Below are 14,345 nucleotides of genomic sequence, written 5' to 3'. Positions count from 1 at the left end.
CAGAACGCCCCGTTTCCGATCTTCGGAACGGGGGCTGTTCCCTCGCCATATCGAGTCCCGAAACAGATGCCGCCCAGCAAAGATGATCTGCATGCGATATTTCAACGCGACCGGCTGGACAGCGGTTTTCACAGGGACTGACACCGAGATCGGGCGAATGCGCGACGTCGAGGCATGGGATCCCAAGACCGGAACCGCGCTGGTGGTCAACCCCCAACGAGGTGTCCTACGCCCTGTCACCGACTACTCGGACTTCTCCCATCTAGAGCAGGCCAACCGGGTTGTCTCCGCACTACCCGGCGGAGGATGGCATGTTCACTGGAACGACGAAGGCGGCGCTCCCCTGACCGAGCCCGTCCTGGACTGGCTGATCACCTCCAACGGCCGGGCCACACCCATCACGGTGGACGAGACAGGGCTGGTCGACACCGCTGAACTCGCCGACAAGGTCATTCCTCCCGGAGAAGACCTTCCAGACGTTTGACACGGCATCGGATACGCCTTTGCCGATCGTCGGCCCTGTGTCAGGGCTCAGGACCTCCGCGACAAATCTGGCAGGAGGCGGGTGACACTCCGGCTAGATGATCTATCGTTCTTCTGCGGTTGAGAATACGGTCGGCCACCGCTGCTTTTCAGATGGGGATGATCGTGACGGACGACGAGGTGGAGTCGCTCACCGCTGCGTGGCGAACGCGGTGGGGCGGAAGCCCGATCGCCTATGAACTGCGCGACCGGCACGCCGACCGCTGGGTCCGTTTCCACAGTCTTCCCGAGTCCAAGCGGTATGCCGAGACCGAAGACGAGTACGAGATCATCCTGGATCGTCATCACCGGGTGCTCGCCGAGCTCGGGTCGGAGGAGGGCCTCTATGTGATCGCCGGATACTTCGAGGACGCGCGGGGGAGGGTCTCACCCGATCCGCGTCATCCGGGTGCCGTTCCATGGTTGACGATCGAGCCCGATGACCGTTCGTTCTTCGTGATCCCGCTGAGGCTCCATGTCAGCACGACCTCGCATGACCGGCGGATCTTGGATCCACTGCTGCGGGCCGTGGCCGATGACGAGATCAGCTACGCGATCATCGCTCCTTTGGATCTCCGATGGCTCTACCACCCCTACGACGGTGGAGCCGACGTCATTGCCCCCACCGCCCACGAGCGTGACGTCCTGAAGGACCGCCACACGGACTGGCTGTCGGCGCACCCCGCCGGGCTGTAGCAGCGCACTGCGGTCGCGTTCACGGTTCCGCAGGCATCTCGGCGCGCCCGGGGGTGACTTCCGGTCAGTGCTGGGGCTTGCGGACCTTGAACCGGGCGATCGGCTTGCCGGTGGTGCGGGCGACCTCGGCGACGACCTGACCGGTGCAAGTGATGAGGAAGGTCCCGTCGGCCTCCTCGACGGTCACGGTCGCTCCGGCATGACCGATGCCGACGCCGATACGCTGCCCGGCGACGGCGATCCAGCCGCGGCTGCCGACCCGCCGCTGCACCCGCACCGGTTCAGCGGCCGACCGGGGCGCGGGCCCGGCAGGGCGCGCATCCCGTAGACGGGCCGTCTCGGCTTCGGTGAGCGGGTTGGGCAGGCTGCGCAGCAGCGTGGACCCGTCGCTCAGATGCAGCACGGCGCCCTCCGGCCGAACGGTCAGCCGACGCCCGACGCCCGGCGAACGGCGAGCCGACCGGGCATGCCCGGCCGCCGAGGGAGACCACGCCGGAGGCGTTGACGGTCCGCTCCACCTCGACCGCCCCACCGACACCGGGACGGGCCGGTGCTGGGAAGGGCTGGATGCGGGTGCCGCCCTCGGAGATCAGCTGCCGCAGATGCCGGACGGTGAGCCGAGACGGCACCTTCTTGATCCTCACCCCGGCGGCCAGCAGCTCGACGGTGCCGGTATCGGCCCGCAGTGTGAGCGTCAGACCGGCCCGGTGGGTGCCCAGCCAGAACTGCTGCCCGCAGACGGTCAGGTTGCCCGAGGCCGGCACCACCCGCGTGAACTCCACCGCCAGGTCCACCGGATCGATCCCGTTCACTGGCATCACCCCGGCCCGGCTTCCTCGACCGGCACCGGTGCCACCGCCACCGGCTCGGCAGCGCTGTCTGAGTCCGCTTCTGTCTCCCAGCAGCTCATCGGGGATGCCGTGGCGGCCCAGTGCGTCGGCCAGGGCCAGGCACACGGCCCGGCCGGTGGGGCGCGTTACGACGGTGGCGGTCACGCAGTAGCGGGAGTGGTCGTCCACCCCGGTGACGATCTTGCATTCGGTGCCGTCGGCCAGCATGATCCCGCCGACGATGTCCATCTGCCACAGCTGCATCGGTTCGCTGCGCTGCCAGCGGGTGTAGTCCTCGCGCCGTCGGCGCCGGGAGACGGGCTGCACCAGGCCGTGGCGGATCAGTACCCGGTGCACCGTGGCCCGGGAGGGCACCGGGCCGGGGCAGGTGCGGCGGGTCAGCTCCCACACCAGTCGGCGGGCGCCCCAGCGGGGTGGGTGCGCCGCAGCTCGCAGATCAGCGCCTCCACCGCGGCCGGGGTCCGGGCCGGGGATGTGCGCGGGCGCGACGAGCGGTCGGCCAGCCCGTCCAGGCCCTGGGCGCGGTAGCGGCTCAGTCACCGGTGCACCGTTTGACGGCAGACTCCGAACCGCCGGGCGACCTCGGTGACGCTCGCTCCGGATGACACCTGCAGCACGGCTTGGTACCGCTGCTCGATCACGCTCAACTCCGCCAGCACTCGGCGGAGTGTCACACAGGTCCTGAGGGCGGTCTGTCGCGGGGGTCCCGAAACCTGACACGATCGTCGGCCCTGGATGGCCCAGAGTTTCTTCACTGGTTCAAGGCGGCAGCGCTCCGCGCCGTCCAGCGCGGACGGGCAGACCACGCCGCCCGTCGCGGCCAACGCTCGCTCGCCGCACCGAGTACGCGCCGCCGCCTTCAGGCATGCGACGGCCCCGCCGCTCCTCCAAAGAACGACGGGACCGGATTCACGGCAGACGATCAGTTGTCGTCGTCACCCGCGAAGGGGATGCCTTTGTAGTTGACGTCCCCCCAGATTGACGAGGCAATGCCGTCGGTGTCGCTTGTGGCGGTTCCGGTGAGGGTGCGCTCGACCGGGGCGGACTGGTGCGGCATGGTGCTCATGATGCTCCTTTGGTGAGGAGTTACCGACGTCCCATCGTCACATGACTCTGTGTAATAATAAAGTTGCAGATGGTGGCTGCTCCTTTGGGTGACACCAGTGTGGTGGTCCAGGCTGAAATCACACCCGGACCGCCGCACACACCACCCCTTCAGACCCGGCACCCGGTGAAGTCGCGGCCCTCGGTGAGCACGAAAACCCCCAGCCCGCCCCAATGGCCGTACTCCAGCGCCGAAGAAGCCGCCGACCGCCGTCACTCGATCCGGACCACCGTCATCACGGCTACTCGCCGGGCTTCGCTGAGGTGGAGATGTGCATCCAGACTGCCACCCGGCCCTTTTCCACCTGGCGTACACCCCAGCTCTCGGCGATCGCATCGACCAGCCACAGCCCACGCCCGCCCAGCGCCAAGGCGTCTTCGTCTTCCTCAGGGAGACGCGGAACGGGCACGCTCGGCGAGCCATCGTCGATCACCTCGACACAGACCATGTGCCGACCGGTATCGGTGACTTCCACCGTCACCACGCCGCCCGGCCTACCCGAACAGGGGTGCACCACGGCGTTCGTCACGACCTCACTCACCAGCAAGACCGCATCCTCGACCTCCGTGTGACCCGCGTTCGTGAGCAGTTCCGCCACGTACTGCCGGGCAGCAGAGACGGACTGTTCGACTCCCGGCAGGTCGACGACGCCCAGCGTCACGGCCCTCACCGCGCCATCTCCCGGATCCGGTGCTTGCCCCTGCGGAAGCTTCACCGAGACCTTCAGACCCAGACCCCGCAGGGCCCAGGCCAGACGCACCAAATGTCGGAGGATGTGTCAACTACTCGGCCAGCCGGGTCTTCGTGATGTCGAGGAGTAAGGACACGTTGTTCCCCGAGATCGTCGACCATATTGGGGATGCGCTGAATCCGGATACGAACGCGGCCACGTTCCCACCACTTCGAGACGGGCATGACTGGGAAAATCCAACCGAGCCGCCCGCAAGGCTGCCGGAGAACGGAAAACGCAAGGGTACTCCGGGCTCCTGGGTCCAGGAGGAAAGCGATCCTCTGGTGCGCACTGAATCGGAGACGGAAACCGATGTGAACCGTCATTACTTCTCCAAGCGAGACCTGGTGCTGGACGCCGGGACCACCTACGAGCGGTTGTGACCGAATACCGTCGGTACGAACTACTGCAAGTACTGCATGCCGGAAAAATATAAGACCTGGCCGGGCGGCGGCATTACTGCGGGTATCGGAAATTCGTGCGACGAGTATCCTTTTGCCGGCACGGTGCAAGGAGCCGCGAACGCCAAGGGGCACTTCTTGTTGCGTACGCTGAATCACAAGCAGAACGTAGACCGCGACCATGTGCTGCGATCGTTCTACGCACACTATCGGGTCGGTGCGGACGATCAGCTCTGGGTGCCGATCATCCCTTAGTCGCCAGTTGAGCGGGAGAGGGCTCCTGCCGGCCCTCTCCCCGTTCACCGAGCTGCCGGGCGACGCATGCTTGCCCGCAAGGGTAAGGTGCGCCCATGAATCCCCCCGGCGCTTCCCGTCATCCATGGGCTGATCGTCTCCGTGCCGCCTATGCGGGGCCGTACATGTCCACGGATGAGCCAGATTGGCTGGGAATGGCTCCTGTCGACGAAGCCGAGATCCGTCGGCAGGAGCAGCGTCTGGGCCGGCTTCTGCCCCCCAGTTATCGAGAGTTTCTTCTGGTGAGCAACGGCTGGGACCAACAGTCCTTCACCAGCCTTCACCTGCTGCCGATAGCCGATGTCGGCTGGACTCGCGACGTCGCCCCGCATCTCGCACACCGGTGGGGCGCTCCCCTGGACGCCCCGGCACCGGAGTCGCCCATCGGGTATTCCTTCGACTACGACGCGCCGCAGGACCCGAACGACTTCGAACTCGTAGAGCATATTCCGCACACCCTGCAGATCTCTGAGGATGTCGAGGGTCACGTCTACCTGCTCAATCCGCACGTCATCACCGACGGTGGCGAGTGGGAGGCGTGGTATCTCGATACGCTGTTCGAATCCGGGGGTATTCGCCTCCGGTCGTTCTGGCATTTGATGGAGCGCGCGTTCCAGGGCGGACTGCACTGACCTTTTCGTCTTCAAGTGGATCGGTGGTTTTGAAATACGGCGACGGCCTTGATCAGGTGTCCGGCCTTGCTTGGCCCTGCACCGTGGTTTCGGAGGATGCGCCGACTCACCGAGTCTGCGGAGCTTGGCGTGGGACCGGTTGGCCCGCTCCTGTGAGCCGGGCTTGTTCTTCCCCATGCAGCGAGTGATTACCGTCTCGGCTACCGCCCCCTGATAAGCCTTGTCAGCAGGGTGATGTCGGTCGTGGCCGTGACCGGCGGCCTCCGCGCCCTGGCGCGCGCGTCCGACTTTCAGAGGGCCGGCGTGAACTCGTTCTGTTGCCGTGAGCAGCGCGACGCCACCCGAGCGGGAGCGCCTCCCTACGGACACAGCAGACCTCGCAGCAGTGCCCAAGTTCGCCGAACCATGGCCCGATAGCTCAAAGGTGGGTGTCAATCTGGGTGACAACGGCGACGGACAAGCGTGGACATCGATGGATCTCCGTGGATGAGAACCGCAGGTCGGACGGGGTATAGCCGCTGGTCATGGGCCTGCTGATCTCGCCTTACAAGCGAGATGTCACTGGTTCGGACCCAGTATGCCCACCGGCCAGAACGCCCCGTTTCCGATCTTCGGAACGGGGCGTCGTGCCATCGGTGTGTCCTCAGCCCTGTCGGAGGCCGACACAGGGCAGCCGATCCATGTTCGAGTGGTGGCCAAGGGGACGTCAGCCGACGGCCGAACCGTGCATCCCGCCGACCAGGAGGATCTCCTCAAGCGGATAGGGGGTCTCCCTGCTCTCCCGTTGGAGTTTGCGATAGAAGTCCGACATCACCACGGCGAGTGGCGCGTGCTGGGCGAGGATCGCCGCAGCCGCCTCCGGGATTCCCGTGAGGCGCTCGCCCCCGGCGCACGCGCGCACCAGCGCGTCGCGCTCCTCTCCCCGATGTCCGTACAGGGCGGTGACCAGCCAGTTCACCAGATACGTGACGGTATAACAGCTGTCGTAGGTCCGATGCCGGTCGAAGAAGTCGGTCTCAGCCTGCGACAGCTCGAATCGGGACGAGATCGCAAGGCCGTAGTCCGCGAAGAACAGGCGCCGGCCGTCGGTCAGGATGTTCTCGAAATGGGCGTCGAAGTGCAGGAGCCCCCGGGTGTTCATGAACGAGGTTCCAGCCTTCAGATCCCTCTCCACCATGGCGCAGGCCCGGTTGGCGGCACCGTCGCCGACTCCGACCTGAGTGCCCAGCCACTCGTGCAGGTTCTGCGGGATGTACTCCAGGAACAGCGCGACGCTCGCTGAGGACTGCTGGAGAGCCTCGATCCGGCGGCGCACCTCCGATCCGCCTCCCCAGTAGGCGACGGCCCGTTCCACGTCGGCCAGTTCCTCGGGCAGGGACGGCGCCGAGTCCGGCAGCACCCGCCAGTGGTACATCAGGGGGAAGCCCTCGTGATCGCCCGCGAGCACCCAGTTCGTCGTCATGGTGTGCACGGCGAGCTCCCGCCAGGCCCCGAAGCCCGGCCCGCCTATGCCGTACTGGCAGAAGGCCGGCAGCGCGAACAGGTTCGCCGTGGACCGGGCGTTCTCCGGCTGCCTCTCCGGATCGGTGAGGGGCACCCGTTTCACGAAGACCGAGGTTCCGGCGACCTCCAGCAGGGCCGACTTCCCGCCGATGCCGGAACCGATCGGCACGGCCGCGTCCACGAGTTCGTGCAGTGCGCGATCACTGCACAGGGCCAGGGATGTGGAGACGGCGGTATGGGCGGTGAGGCGCGCGCCGCGCGACATGTCAGGGCACTTCACTGCCGCCTCCATCTGGGCGCCGGACTCGATCCTGCAATGGCATGGCTGCGCGGTGCCGCCGAGCGCAACCACGCTCGACACATAGCCCTGCGGTTCGGTCGCCGGGGCGTGCGGAGGGCGTCCAGGATCCGTGTGTGACGGCAGAACCGAAGACCCTCTTGATCACACTTTACGTGGAGATCGACGGCTGATCCGAGAGCTCGCTGTGAATTTCGCGGCCAAGCCGTTTGAGAAGGATCTCAGCGAGCAGGGCGCCGAGTCGGTCGACGACCCTCTGAAAGGGCGGTTTCGCCGGGAACAACACGGTGGGCGGGCCTTCGAGGGCGTGGCCGTCCGAGTGACCCGGCGTGACCTTGCGACGGCCGCTGAGATCTGGGACGGCGACCTGGTCGGCGCACCGGTCACCCGCTCGCTGACCACCTGTGACAACTGATGACTTCGGGACCACTCGTCCAGCCTTCGGCGGGGCGCGCGGCCCCGGGGTGATGGTGAAGGACACGCGCCGGGTTCGCCAGGTGGTGGAGGGGAGCTTGATCGTCCCGTCTCGCGTCCCGGGCGGAGTCGGCGGAGCGGCTTCTGCGGACCAGGTCGCGTCCGTGCCTCCTGGCTTCCGGCGACCGGGAAACGGCTGCCGGCTGATGTGCGCCGGAAGGCGGGCTTGCTCCTGCGTCACCATCCCGTTGCCCCTACTGTCAACGAGATGACATGGATCTTCAGGAGCGCGTCTGCACCCTTCTGATCTCCTGTGGGGAATTCAACGCCAGCGGTTTTGTCTGATGAGCGGCCGGGTGCCCGCGCAGTGCCGGTGGGAGAAATCCACATGAAACCGATGAGATATCACCGTCGACAGGTGCGGGCTAGCTGCATAGCGTTCGGGGGGAAGCGCCTGTGTGCGCGCCTGAGGGAGAACTGTGAAACCAACCGGACTCATCCTCGCCGTTGCTGCGGTTCTGGCCGCCCCGTTTCTGGGAATGCCCCCCGCGCACGCGGACGGCTCTTTCGACTGCTGGTTCGGGGAACGCCTGCAGGAGCAGGACGGCTATGCGCTGAACGCGTGGAGTTGCAGCGGCACCGGCTACGTCGACTTCACGGTCACCGTCAGGTCAGGGGTGGCGGCGGGCGCCTATCACTGCGGCTGGGGTTTCCCCTGGAACGGCAGTCTGGGCGCACACGCCTGCTCGATGACCGAGAGCGGTGCGAAGACAGCATCGTGAGAACAGCCGGGGCTTTCGCCGAAGCGACAGGGGTGCTGGTCGGCCTGTCGCCGGCGGCCCCGGCGTTCGCACGTCGGCGATCACCCGGCGGTGTCCAGGTCGCCGGTCGCGGTTCACTCTACGGCGTACCAATTCTGCTGCTGGTCGATCGGCGTGATGGATCCCTCGTGGGTCAGATCTCGCAGAGCGGAGACGAAGGCTTCACGTGACAGACGCCCGTGACGGACGGACTTCGCGAACACCTCCACCCTCCAGGCGTCGAAGATGAGCACTCCCAGCCGGGGGCTGAGGTCGACGTCGACGACTGCCCGCTCAGGGAAAGCAGTCGTTATGCAACAGCCGATCCCATGCACGCGATAGTGCACACCACTGGGAAGCTGCCAGACCCTGGGAGCACGACCTTGAATGACGGCCCGATGGAGAGCCAGGAGATCATCTCCACCGGTCTGATCCGACATGCTGGTTCCGACATGCCGTGACAGGTGGCCGGCGCGTGCCATGAACGCCCACACCAGTTCGACGGCGTCCACAAGCGATTCCCTCATCCGTCACGATGAGCCGTTCCGCCTCCGGCGGGAACTCCGGCTCCGAGATGATCCACTCACACAGTCAACCGTAGTGGGTTGAGCCAGCGGCTCCGATCGTCTCGCCTGTCGTCCGTCTCGCCTGTCGTCGCCCCCCGGAGGGACAGCGGAGGGGCGATCGGTCTGGGAGTCGTGCGGGTGGACGCAAGGGCCGGCGGTGACCTCGGGAAACCGAACGGGACTCCTGCATGATTTCTACGCACGGCACGCACAGGATCACCAAATTCTCATGTTTGACTTGTGTGATGGGTCGCCGTCGCATCATCGTGCTCCTCTCCTGTCTCCTCCTTTTGACCGGCTGCAGAATTCCCGGATCTGTTGTGCGGTTAGATGACGATATTCGCCGCACGATTGCCGAAGATGGAAAGATCATTGCGGTCGCGGAGGAGTTTTCGAACACGGGAGAGGAGTACGAGTATGAATACGTGGTGATTGATACGGGGGAGCGTGACGGGGATGCCGCTGTCAGGAGGCAGATGGATCGGATCAAGGCCACCGGGTGGGGCTCCGTGGGATCGGAGATCGTTGACGGAGTGGGCATACTCAGCTCATCCGCTCTCAACGCCCGCGCCAACGTGGAGACGCTGGAGGCATTCCTCGGCAAGTGGGGAAACGGGGAGGGAATCTATCCGGAGCAGCGGGCCGCGCAGAAGATAGAAGCTCAGGTGCCAAGCCCCGGATCACTGGTCCTGGTGACCCTCACCTCAATGGAGTAGAAGACCGTTTTTTAGGCGTGGCGCGCCGTCTCTCCGGATCCATGTCGCCATGCCCGGCTGTGGGGCGCGATCCCGGTTCGTCGGGATGCGCCGTCAGGACCGGCTTTCCAGCCCGGTCTCCTCCGGGCAGCGCGCCGGTTCGGCCAGATTCGCCCTGCGGTGATCTCGGACAGGCCGTGCTCACGTGCGTACACCGACAGGGCGACCCGTCGCACGGCATGCCGGCCACCGGTTACGGCCGGCGCCAACGAGCCGGAGGCGGTGCGCCGGCCTCCCGGACGCTGGACCTGTCCGCCGACCGCACTGCCCAGCGTGCCCACGTACTCCTGGCACGGCTCAAGCCCTGCGCCGACGTTCCACAGGTACGTGAGCTGTTGGCCCGTCAGCGCCTGAGCCCGCCGACAGACCGGTCTCCGCGTGGACCTGCCGATCAGTCCTCAAGGGTCTCCGCGCCGAGGAACCGCAGCTCCAGCATCTCTGGGGAGAAGGGAAGGCCGGTGATCCTGCTCGCCAGGGCGAACGAACGCTCCATCGGCGATTCGACGGGCGAGTCGTCGACGTCGACGTCGCGTTCGGGGTCCAGTCCGACCTCGCTCATCTCCTTGACGAAACGGTCTGGATCGCTGCCCGACCGATCGTAGGGGCGCATCGGGTCGAAGTGGACGACCGGTTCGCCGTCGACGATGTAGGCGAAGCTGTCCGAGGCGTAGTTATGACGGCAGACCGACACGACCTCGATTCCCCGCGAGACCGGGGCGTATATGTCGGGGTCGACGGCGAGCTGCCATCCCCCCGGTTCGATGACCAGGGTCCAGTCGCCGACCTTCGCGGCGCCGATGTAGCCGGCCGCGTCGTCCCTCATGGTCTCCACCGAGCGCTCGCCCAACTCGTCGAACGCCACTCCCTCCTCCATGGTGCTCTCGTCCACGCCGAAGCGGCGGAGGACCTCCTCCGGGGAGAGGTCACGGACGAAGGACACACAGTAGATCTCGCCCAGTGGCTCGTGGCCGGAGAGCCAGGCGAACTCTTCGAGGGTCTCTGTCATCGTCACTCCTTTGATCGTGTGAGCGGCATGATCGCAGCAGTCACCGACAAAGATGGGGCGGCCGTCTGGGCGACGAAGGGAGTTCCCTGCAGGACCGCTCGATTTGCTCGGCAAAAAGTACATATCGGATATTTTTCATCGCGCTACGATAGAAGTGTTCGAATGGGCGAAGCAGCCAGACTGCGCCCGGCGGACAGGCGCCTCCAGGAGGTGTGCCGTGTCCAGTGGCAGCGAACGCGAGACGTCACGCGAGATCCGATACCGGTCGCCGGTCGGGGACCTGGGTCTTGCGCGCTCCTCCTGCGGCGGCGTACGGCCTTCGCGTCGTGCGTCGTGCGACCTGATCCGGTGGGTACGCCCGATCTCGCCCGTACTCGATTCGACGTCCCAGATGATCCTGTCCGGCGGCGAGATCGCCGACCGGCGCACCGATGTTCTCCGCGACGGCCGCGTTGACCTGGGAGACGCGGCGTCGCCGGGACGGCGTCAGCCGTCGGCGGCCCGGCCTGCGACGGGACCGGACGCCACAGCCGCCGCCCCCAGTGCGGCGGGCGCGCCCGCCGCAGGCGGGACCGGTGAACCGGTCATCGATCCAGGAGGCCTTTGGGACGGCGGAATCGAGGGGGACATGGGAGTGTGAAATGATCACCATCGTCTTCTCCGCGCTGATCGCGGTCTTGGTGCTGGGCGCGATGTGGCTGGGGACCGGCGTCCGGGTCGTCAGGCAGTTCGAGCGGGGCGTCGTCTTCCGGTTCGGCCGGGTCCAGGGCGAGCTCCGAGGTCCCGGGCTCGCTCTGATCGTGCCGGTCGCCGACCGGCTGCAGAAGGTCAACTTGCAGATCGTCACCATGCCGGTGCCCGTCCAGGACGCCATCACCCGTGACAACGTCACGGTCCGCGTGGATGCCGTCATCTACTTCAGGGTCGTCGACCCGGTACGGGTGATCGTCAACGTCCAGGACTACGAGGCCGCCATTCGCCAGGTGGCGCTGGCCTCACTGCGTTCGATCATCGGCAAGAGCGATCTGGACGACCTGCTGTCCAACCGGGAGCGGCTCAACCAGGGGCTGGAACTGATGATCGACAGCCCGGCCGTGGGCTGGGGCGTGCACATCGACCGCGTCGAGATCAAGGACGTGGTGCTGCCCGACTCGATGAAGCGGTCCATGTCGCGGCAGGCCGAGGCGGAACGTGAACGGCGCTCCCGAGTCATCACCGCCGAAGGCGAGCTGCAGGCCTCGCAGAAACTGGCCCAGGCCGCGGGAACGATGGCCGTGCAGCCCGCCGCGCTGCAACTGCGCCTGCTCCAGACCGTGGTCGAAGTCGCCGCGGAGAAGAACTCCACCCTTGTGCTGCCCTTCCCCGTCGAGCTGCTCCGCTTCCTGGAACGGATGACGCCCGCCGAGACCGATCGGCCTGCCGACCAGGCCGCCCCGGCGCTCCCCAGCGGCCTGCAGACATCGTCCGGCCAGCACCCCCCGGACGCTCACCTCCGTGAAAGGGTCGCGCCCAACGGCGTGGAAGCCGGCCGGTAGGCCGTTCCCGGCCTCGCCGCCAGGTGCGCCTCTCAAGCGCCGGTCACCGGACCGGCCCGGCAGCCCCCTAGTATCCGCTGCTCACGGCCCCGGGCAAGGTCAGCCCAGGGAGCTTGTTGGAGTAACGGGCCACCTGCCGGGCCTGTCCGGTGGTGACGTTGACCGCATAGGCGCGCACGGCTCCCTTGTCCTGGGAGACGAGCGTGACCTCGGATCCGCTCAGCCAGAGGGCGGTGTTGAGGACACCGCCGTCCTTCGGCAGACCGCGGGTGATCACCCTGCGCAGGGTCCGCCCGGTCCTGGCGTCGAGAAGGGTGAGCACACGCTCGTCGTCGCCCTGGATCTCGAAGGCGGCCACCGTGCGGCCGTCCGGGGCGAGCTCGCTGAACATGATGAACACGCCGTCGAAACGCACCGGCGTGCCTCCACCGGTGACGGGCATCAGCCACAGATCGGTCTTGATGTACCGGACCAGCTCGGCGACACCGCCTCTGACACTGACCGCTTCGAACTCACCGGGTATCGACACCGTCTTCCCGGTACGCATGTCGATCAGCAGCCCCGGCTCCTTGGTCCCCTCACGCGGGTCGAAGACCACGTAGCGGCCGTCGTCGGAGACCACGAGCATGGAGCCCGTGCCGATCCGTTCCTCCTTCACCGTGACGGGGGAGGTCACCACGGAGCCGCTCGTCAGGTCGCGAACCACGTGCGCCTGGGCCTGACGGCTGTAGTAGGCGAGCATCCGCCCGTCCCGGCTGATCGAGACAGGTACGCGCCGCTCCTTGACGTTCCTGATGAGCGCCTGCGGAACCCGGTAGGTCGTGCCGGTACGGGTGACCACCCGCCACTCGGTGGCGCTGCAGTCGGGTCGCCGCCGCTCGTCGACCTTGCAGCCTGTCTGGTACGCGTGGCTGAGCGGCCCCACCCTGCCCTCGGGCAGGTCGGGCACCGTGTCCACGCGCTGCGGCGCGGCCGTGTGGTCGCCGCCCAATCCCGTCAGCGCCACGGTCGCGCTCCCGGCGCCCAGCGCCACGACCGTCGCGACGACGGCCAGTGCCGTGGTGACGCGCCGCCTGCGCCGGTGGCCCGCGACGGCCAGGTCCGCCAGGTCGGGCAGGCTCACCATTGGGGCTTCGCCGGCGATGTCGTCCAGCGCCTCACGCAGCCTCGTCATCGGGCCGCCTCCTCGATCTCGGAATCGGACAGCAGGTACGCCAGCTCGGGCGCGAGCATACGCAGGCGGGCCAGCGCGTGATGGGCCTGGCTCTTGACGGTGCCGACCGAGCAGCCGAGTGCCTCGGCGGTCTGGGTCTCGGTGAGGTCCGCCCAGAATCGCAGCACGATCACGGCGCGCTGCTTGGGCGTCAACTTGGCGAGGGCCTGCCGCAGCAGGATCCGGTCGAGTGCGGCCCCGTCGTAGGAGGCTCCGTGTTCGGGCGGGTCGGCGCTCGGCAACTCGGGACGTGGCCGACGCCTCCACGAGATGTACTGGTTGACCAGCGCCTTGCGCGTGTACGCCTCGGGATTGCCGCCCCTGGACAGCTTGGGCCACTGCCCCACGACCTTGATCAGGACGCTCTGCAGCAGGTCCTCGGCGAGATGGGCGTCTCCCGTGAGCAGGTACGCGGTCCGCATCAACGCCTGCTGGCGGGCGAGCACGAACTCGCGGAAGCCGTCGTGAGAATCCAATGTGATCTCCTCTCGCCCGTTCCCAACGCGACTCGTCGGGCGAAAGGTTGCAGTGTTTCCTCCTTCAGGGGGAGGCCTCGTCACGACGGGATCGCGACACGGGCGTCTGCCCGAGGCCGAGCGGTCCCTTCAGCCACCGGACGACCTCGCGCGCGTTCACCCGGATGTCGAGCGGGATGTCGCCGGTTCGCACCCGTCGGCGAAGGACCCTGACCCACGTCGGCGGGTCAGGGTCTTCCGTGCTTCCGGCGCGCGGGCCGGGCAGGGGAGCAAGCGAGGTCAGACGCGCGCCCACAGGAAGTCGTAGTTCGGCGGCTCCCAGCCCGGGTAGGCCGTGTGCGCCGCGAGACACCGGTAGGTCGAACCGTTGTAGGTGACCAGGTCGCCCACTCGGTAGTAGGTGCCCGCCTTCCAGGGACTCGCCGGGGGAGAGGTCGGAGAGGAGGTCGGAGTCGGGGTGATCGTGGGGCTCGGCGACGGCGTGCCGGTGAAGTTGGCCACGAAGTCGAACGTGGCCTCCTTGGCGTTGCCGACGGTGCGCACGTTCA

At 67.0% G+C, this 14,345-nt stretch carries 22 protein-coding genes; 10 read left to right on the top strand and 12 right to left on the bottom strand.

Annotated elements, in window-relative coordinates; all coding sequences use genetic code 11:
• The first annotated feature begins 157 nt into the window (after window positions 1–157).
• Window positions 158–484: a hypothetical protein gene (locus PKF00_RS26505; RefSeq protein WP_271220353.1), complete on the top strand. Its 327-nt coding sequence runs from the start codon at window positions 158–160 to the stop codon at window positions 482–484.
• A gap of 164 nt (window positions 485–648) precedes the next feature.
• Window positions 649–1,218 (top strand): DUF3885 domain-containing protein, encoded by a 570-nt coding sequence (locus PKF00_RS26500; protein WP_271220352.1) that lies wholly within the window; start codon window positions 649–651, stop codon window positions 1,216–1,218.
• A gap of 64 nt (window positions 1,219–1,282) precedes the next feature.
• On the opposite strand, the gene PKF00_RS26495 is transcribed toward PKF00_RS26500, so the two are convergent.
• The 6 genes from PKF00_RS26495 to PKF00_RS26480 all read right to left on the bottom strand — a co-directional run bounded on the left by PKF00_RS26495 (window position 1,283) and on the right by PKF00_RS26480 (window position 3,934).
• Window positions 1,283–1,495, bottom strand: a complete 213-nt coding sequence (locus PKF00_RS26495) for a Mu transposase domain-containing protein (protein WP_271220351.1) — start codon at window positions 1,493–1,495, stop codon at window positions 1,283–1,285.
• Window positions 1,496–1,499: 4 nt separating this feature from the next.
• Window positions 1,500–2,459 carry a DDE-type integrase/transposase/recombinase gene (locus PKF00_RS26490; protein WP_271220350.1) on the bottom strand — a complete coding sequence of 320 codons (960 nt, stop codon included), beginning with the start codon at window positions 2,457–2,459 and terminating at the stop codon, window positions 1,500–1,502.
• Window positions 2,447–2,605 (bottom strand): helix-turn-helix domain-containing protein, encoded by a 159-nt coding sequence (locus PKF00_RS44715; RefSeq protein ID WP_369011184.1) that lies wholly within the window; start codon window positions 2,603–2,605, stop codon window positions 2,447–2,449. Before PKF00_RS44715 ends, PKF00_RS26490 begins: the two co-directional genes overlap by 13 nt.
• The gene (locus PKF00_RS44710) at window positions 2,606–2,710 is read right to left on the bottom strand and encodes a helix-turn-helix domain-containing protein (RefSeq protein WP_369011182.1); all 105 of its coding nucleotides are present in this window, start codon (window positions 2,708–2,710) and stop codon (window positions 2,606–2,608) included. It lies immediately after the preceding gene.
• A gap of 281 nt (window positions 2,711–2,991) precedes the next feature.
• Window positions 2,992–3,135, bottom strand: coding sequence for an anacyclamide/piricyclamide family prenylated cyclic peptide (locus PKF00_RS26485; RefSeq protein WP_271220349.1), 144 nt, complete (start codon window positions 3,133–3,135; stop codon window positions 2,992–2,994).
• A gap of 280 nt (window positions 3,136–3,415) precedes the next feature.
• Window positions 3,416–3,934, bottom strand: a complete 519-nt coding sequence (locus PKF00_RS26480) for an ATP-binding protein (RefSeq protein ID WP_271220504.1) — start codon at window positions 3,932–3,934, stop codon at window positions 3,416–3,418.
• A gap of 68 nt (window positions 3,935–4,002) precedes the next feature.
• Between PKF00_RS26480 and PKF00_RS26475 the strand changes: the two genes are divergently transcribed.
• From PKF00_RS26475 to PKF00_RS26465, 3 genes are all read left to right on the top strand, one after another.
• A complete protein-coding gene (locus PKF00_RS26475) occupies window positions 4,003–4,287 on the top strand; it encodes a hypothetical protein (protein WP_271220348.1) in 285 nt (94 codons plus the stop codon).
• 36 nt (window positions 4,288–4,323) lie between these two features.
• Entirely contained in the window at window positions 4,324–4,560 is a 237-nt protein-coding gene (locus PKF00_RS26470) for a NucA/NucB deoxyribonuclease domain-containing protein (protein ID WP_271220347.1), read from the top strand.
• A gap of 194 nt (window positions 4,561–4,754) precedes the next feature.
• Window positions 4,755–5,231, top strand: coding sequence for an SMI1/KNR4 family protein (locus PKF00_RS26465; RefSeq protein ID WP_271220346.1), 477 nt, complete (start codon window positions 4,755–4,757; stop codon window positions 5,229–5,231).
• A gap of 706 nt (window positions 5,232–5,937) precedes the next feature.
• On the opposite strand, the gene PKF00_RS26460 is transcribed toward PKF00_RS26465, so the two are convergent.
• Complete coding sequence (locus PKF00_RS26460) at window positions 5,938–7,014, bottom strand: protein kinase family protein (RefSeq protein ID WP_271220345.1); 1,077 nt, start codon at window positions 7,012–7,014, stop codon at window positions 5,938–5,940.
• A 130-nt stretch (window positions 7,015–7,144) separates the two neighbouring features.
• On the opposite strand from PKF00_RS26460, the gene PKF00_RS26455 reads away from it, so the two are divergent.
• Window positions 7,145–7,447, top strand: a complete 303-nt coding sequence (locus PKF00_RS26455; RefSeq protein ID WP_271220344.1) for a hypothetical protein — start codon at window positions 7,145–7,147, stop codon at window positions 7,445–7,447.
• Between the two features lie 478 nt (window positions 7,448–7,925).
• Entirely contained in the window at window positions 7,926–8,228 is a 303-nt protein-coding gene (locus tag PKF00_RS26450; protein WP_271220343.1) for a hypothetical protein, read from the top strand.
• A gap of 113 nt (window positions 8,229–8,341) precedes the next feature.
• Here PKF00_RS26450 and PKF00_RS26445 read toward each other — a convergent pair whose 3' ends face one another.
• Entirely contained in the window at window positions 8,342–8,758 is a 417-nt protein-coding gene (locus tag PKF00_RS26445; RefSeq protein ID WP_271220342.1) for a DUF6896 domain-containing protein, read from the bottom strand.
• 299 nt (window positions 8,759–9,057) lie between these two features.
• On the opposite strand from PKF00_RS26445, the gene PKF00_RS26440 reads away from it, so the two are divergent.
• Entirely contained in the window at window positions 9,058–9,528 is a 471-nt protein-coding gene (locus tag PKF00_RS26440) for a hypothetical protein (protein WP_271220341.1), read from the top strand.
• A 430-nt stretch (window positions 9,529–9,958) separates the two neighbouring features.
• Here the strand turns inward: PKF00_RS26440 and PKF00_RS26435 are convergent, their stop codons facing one another.
• On the bottom strand, window positions 9,959–10,573 hold the full coding sequence (locus PKF00_RS26435) for a DUF6461 domain-containing protein (RefSeq protein WP_271220340.1): 615 nt from the start codon (window positions 10,571–10,573) through the stop codon (window positions 9,959–9,961).
• 217 nt (window positions 10,574–10,790) lie between these two features.
• Between PKF00_RS26435 and PKF00_RS26430 the strand changes: the two genes are divergently transcribed.
• The gene (locus PKF00_RS26430) at window positions 10,791–11,213 is read left to right on the top strand and encodes a hypothetical protein (RefSeq protein WP_271220339.1); all 423 of its coding nucleotides are present in this window, start codon (window positions 10,791–10,793) and stop codon (window positions 11,211–11,213) included.
• Between the two features lies 1 nt (window position 11,214).
• Window positions 11,215–12,108 (top strand): slipin family protein, encoded by an 894-nt coding sequence (locus PKF00_RS26425; protein WP_271220338.1) that lies wholly within the window; start codon window positions 11,215–11,217, stop codon window positions 12,106–12,108.
• Window positions 12,109–12,175: 67 nt separating this feature from the next.
• Here PKF00_RS26425 and PKF00_RS26420 read toward each other — a convergent pair whose 3' ends face one another.
• From PKF00_RS26420 to PKF00_RS26410, 3 genes are all read right to left on the bottom strand, one after another.
• Window positions 12,176–13,282, bottom strand: coding sequence for a hypothetical protein (locus PKF00_RS26420; RefSeq protein ID WP_271220337.1), 1,107 nt, complete (start codon window positions 13,280–13,282; stop codon window positions 12,176–12,178).
• Window positions 13,279–13,797: a SigE family RNA polymerase sigma factor gene (locus PKF00_RS26415; protein ID WP_271220336.1), complete on the bottom strand. Its 519-nt coding sequence runs from the start codon at window positions 13,795–13,797 to the stop codon at window positions 13,279–13,281. Before PKF00_RS26415 ends, PKF00_RS26420 begins: the two co-directional genes overlap by 4 nt.
• 279 nt (window positions 13,798–14,076) lie before the next feature.
• A partial coding sequence (locus tag PKF00_RS26410) for a carbohydrate-binding protein (RefSeq protein ID WP_369011180.1) occupies window positions 14,077–14,345 on the bottom strand: 269 nt, incomplete at its 5' end.

It is taken from the genome of Streptosporangium carneum (assembly GCF_027922005.1).
Taxonomy (GTDB): domain Bacteria; phylum Actinomycetota; class Actinomycetes; order Streptosporangiales; family Streptosporangiaceae; genus Streptosporangium; species Streptosporangium carneum.
This window is presented reverse-complemented; position numbering and strand designations above follow the sequence as displayed.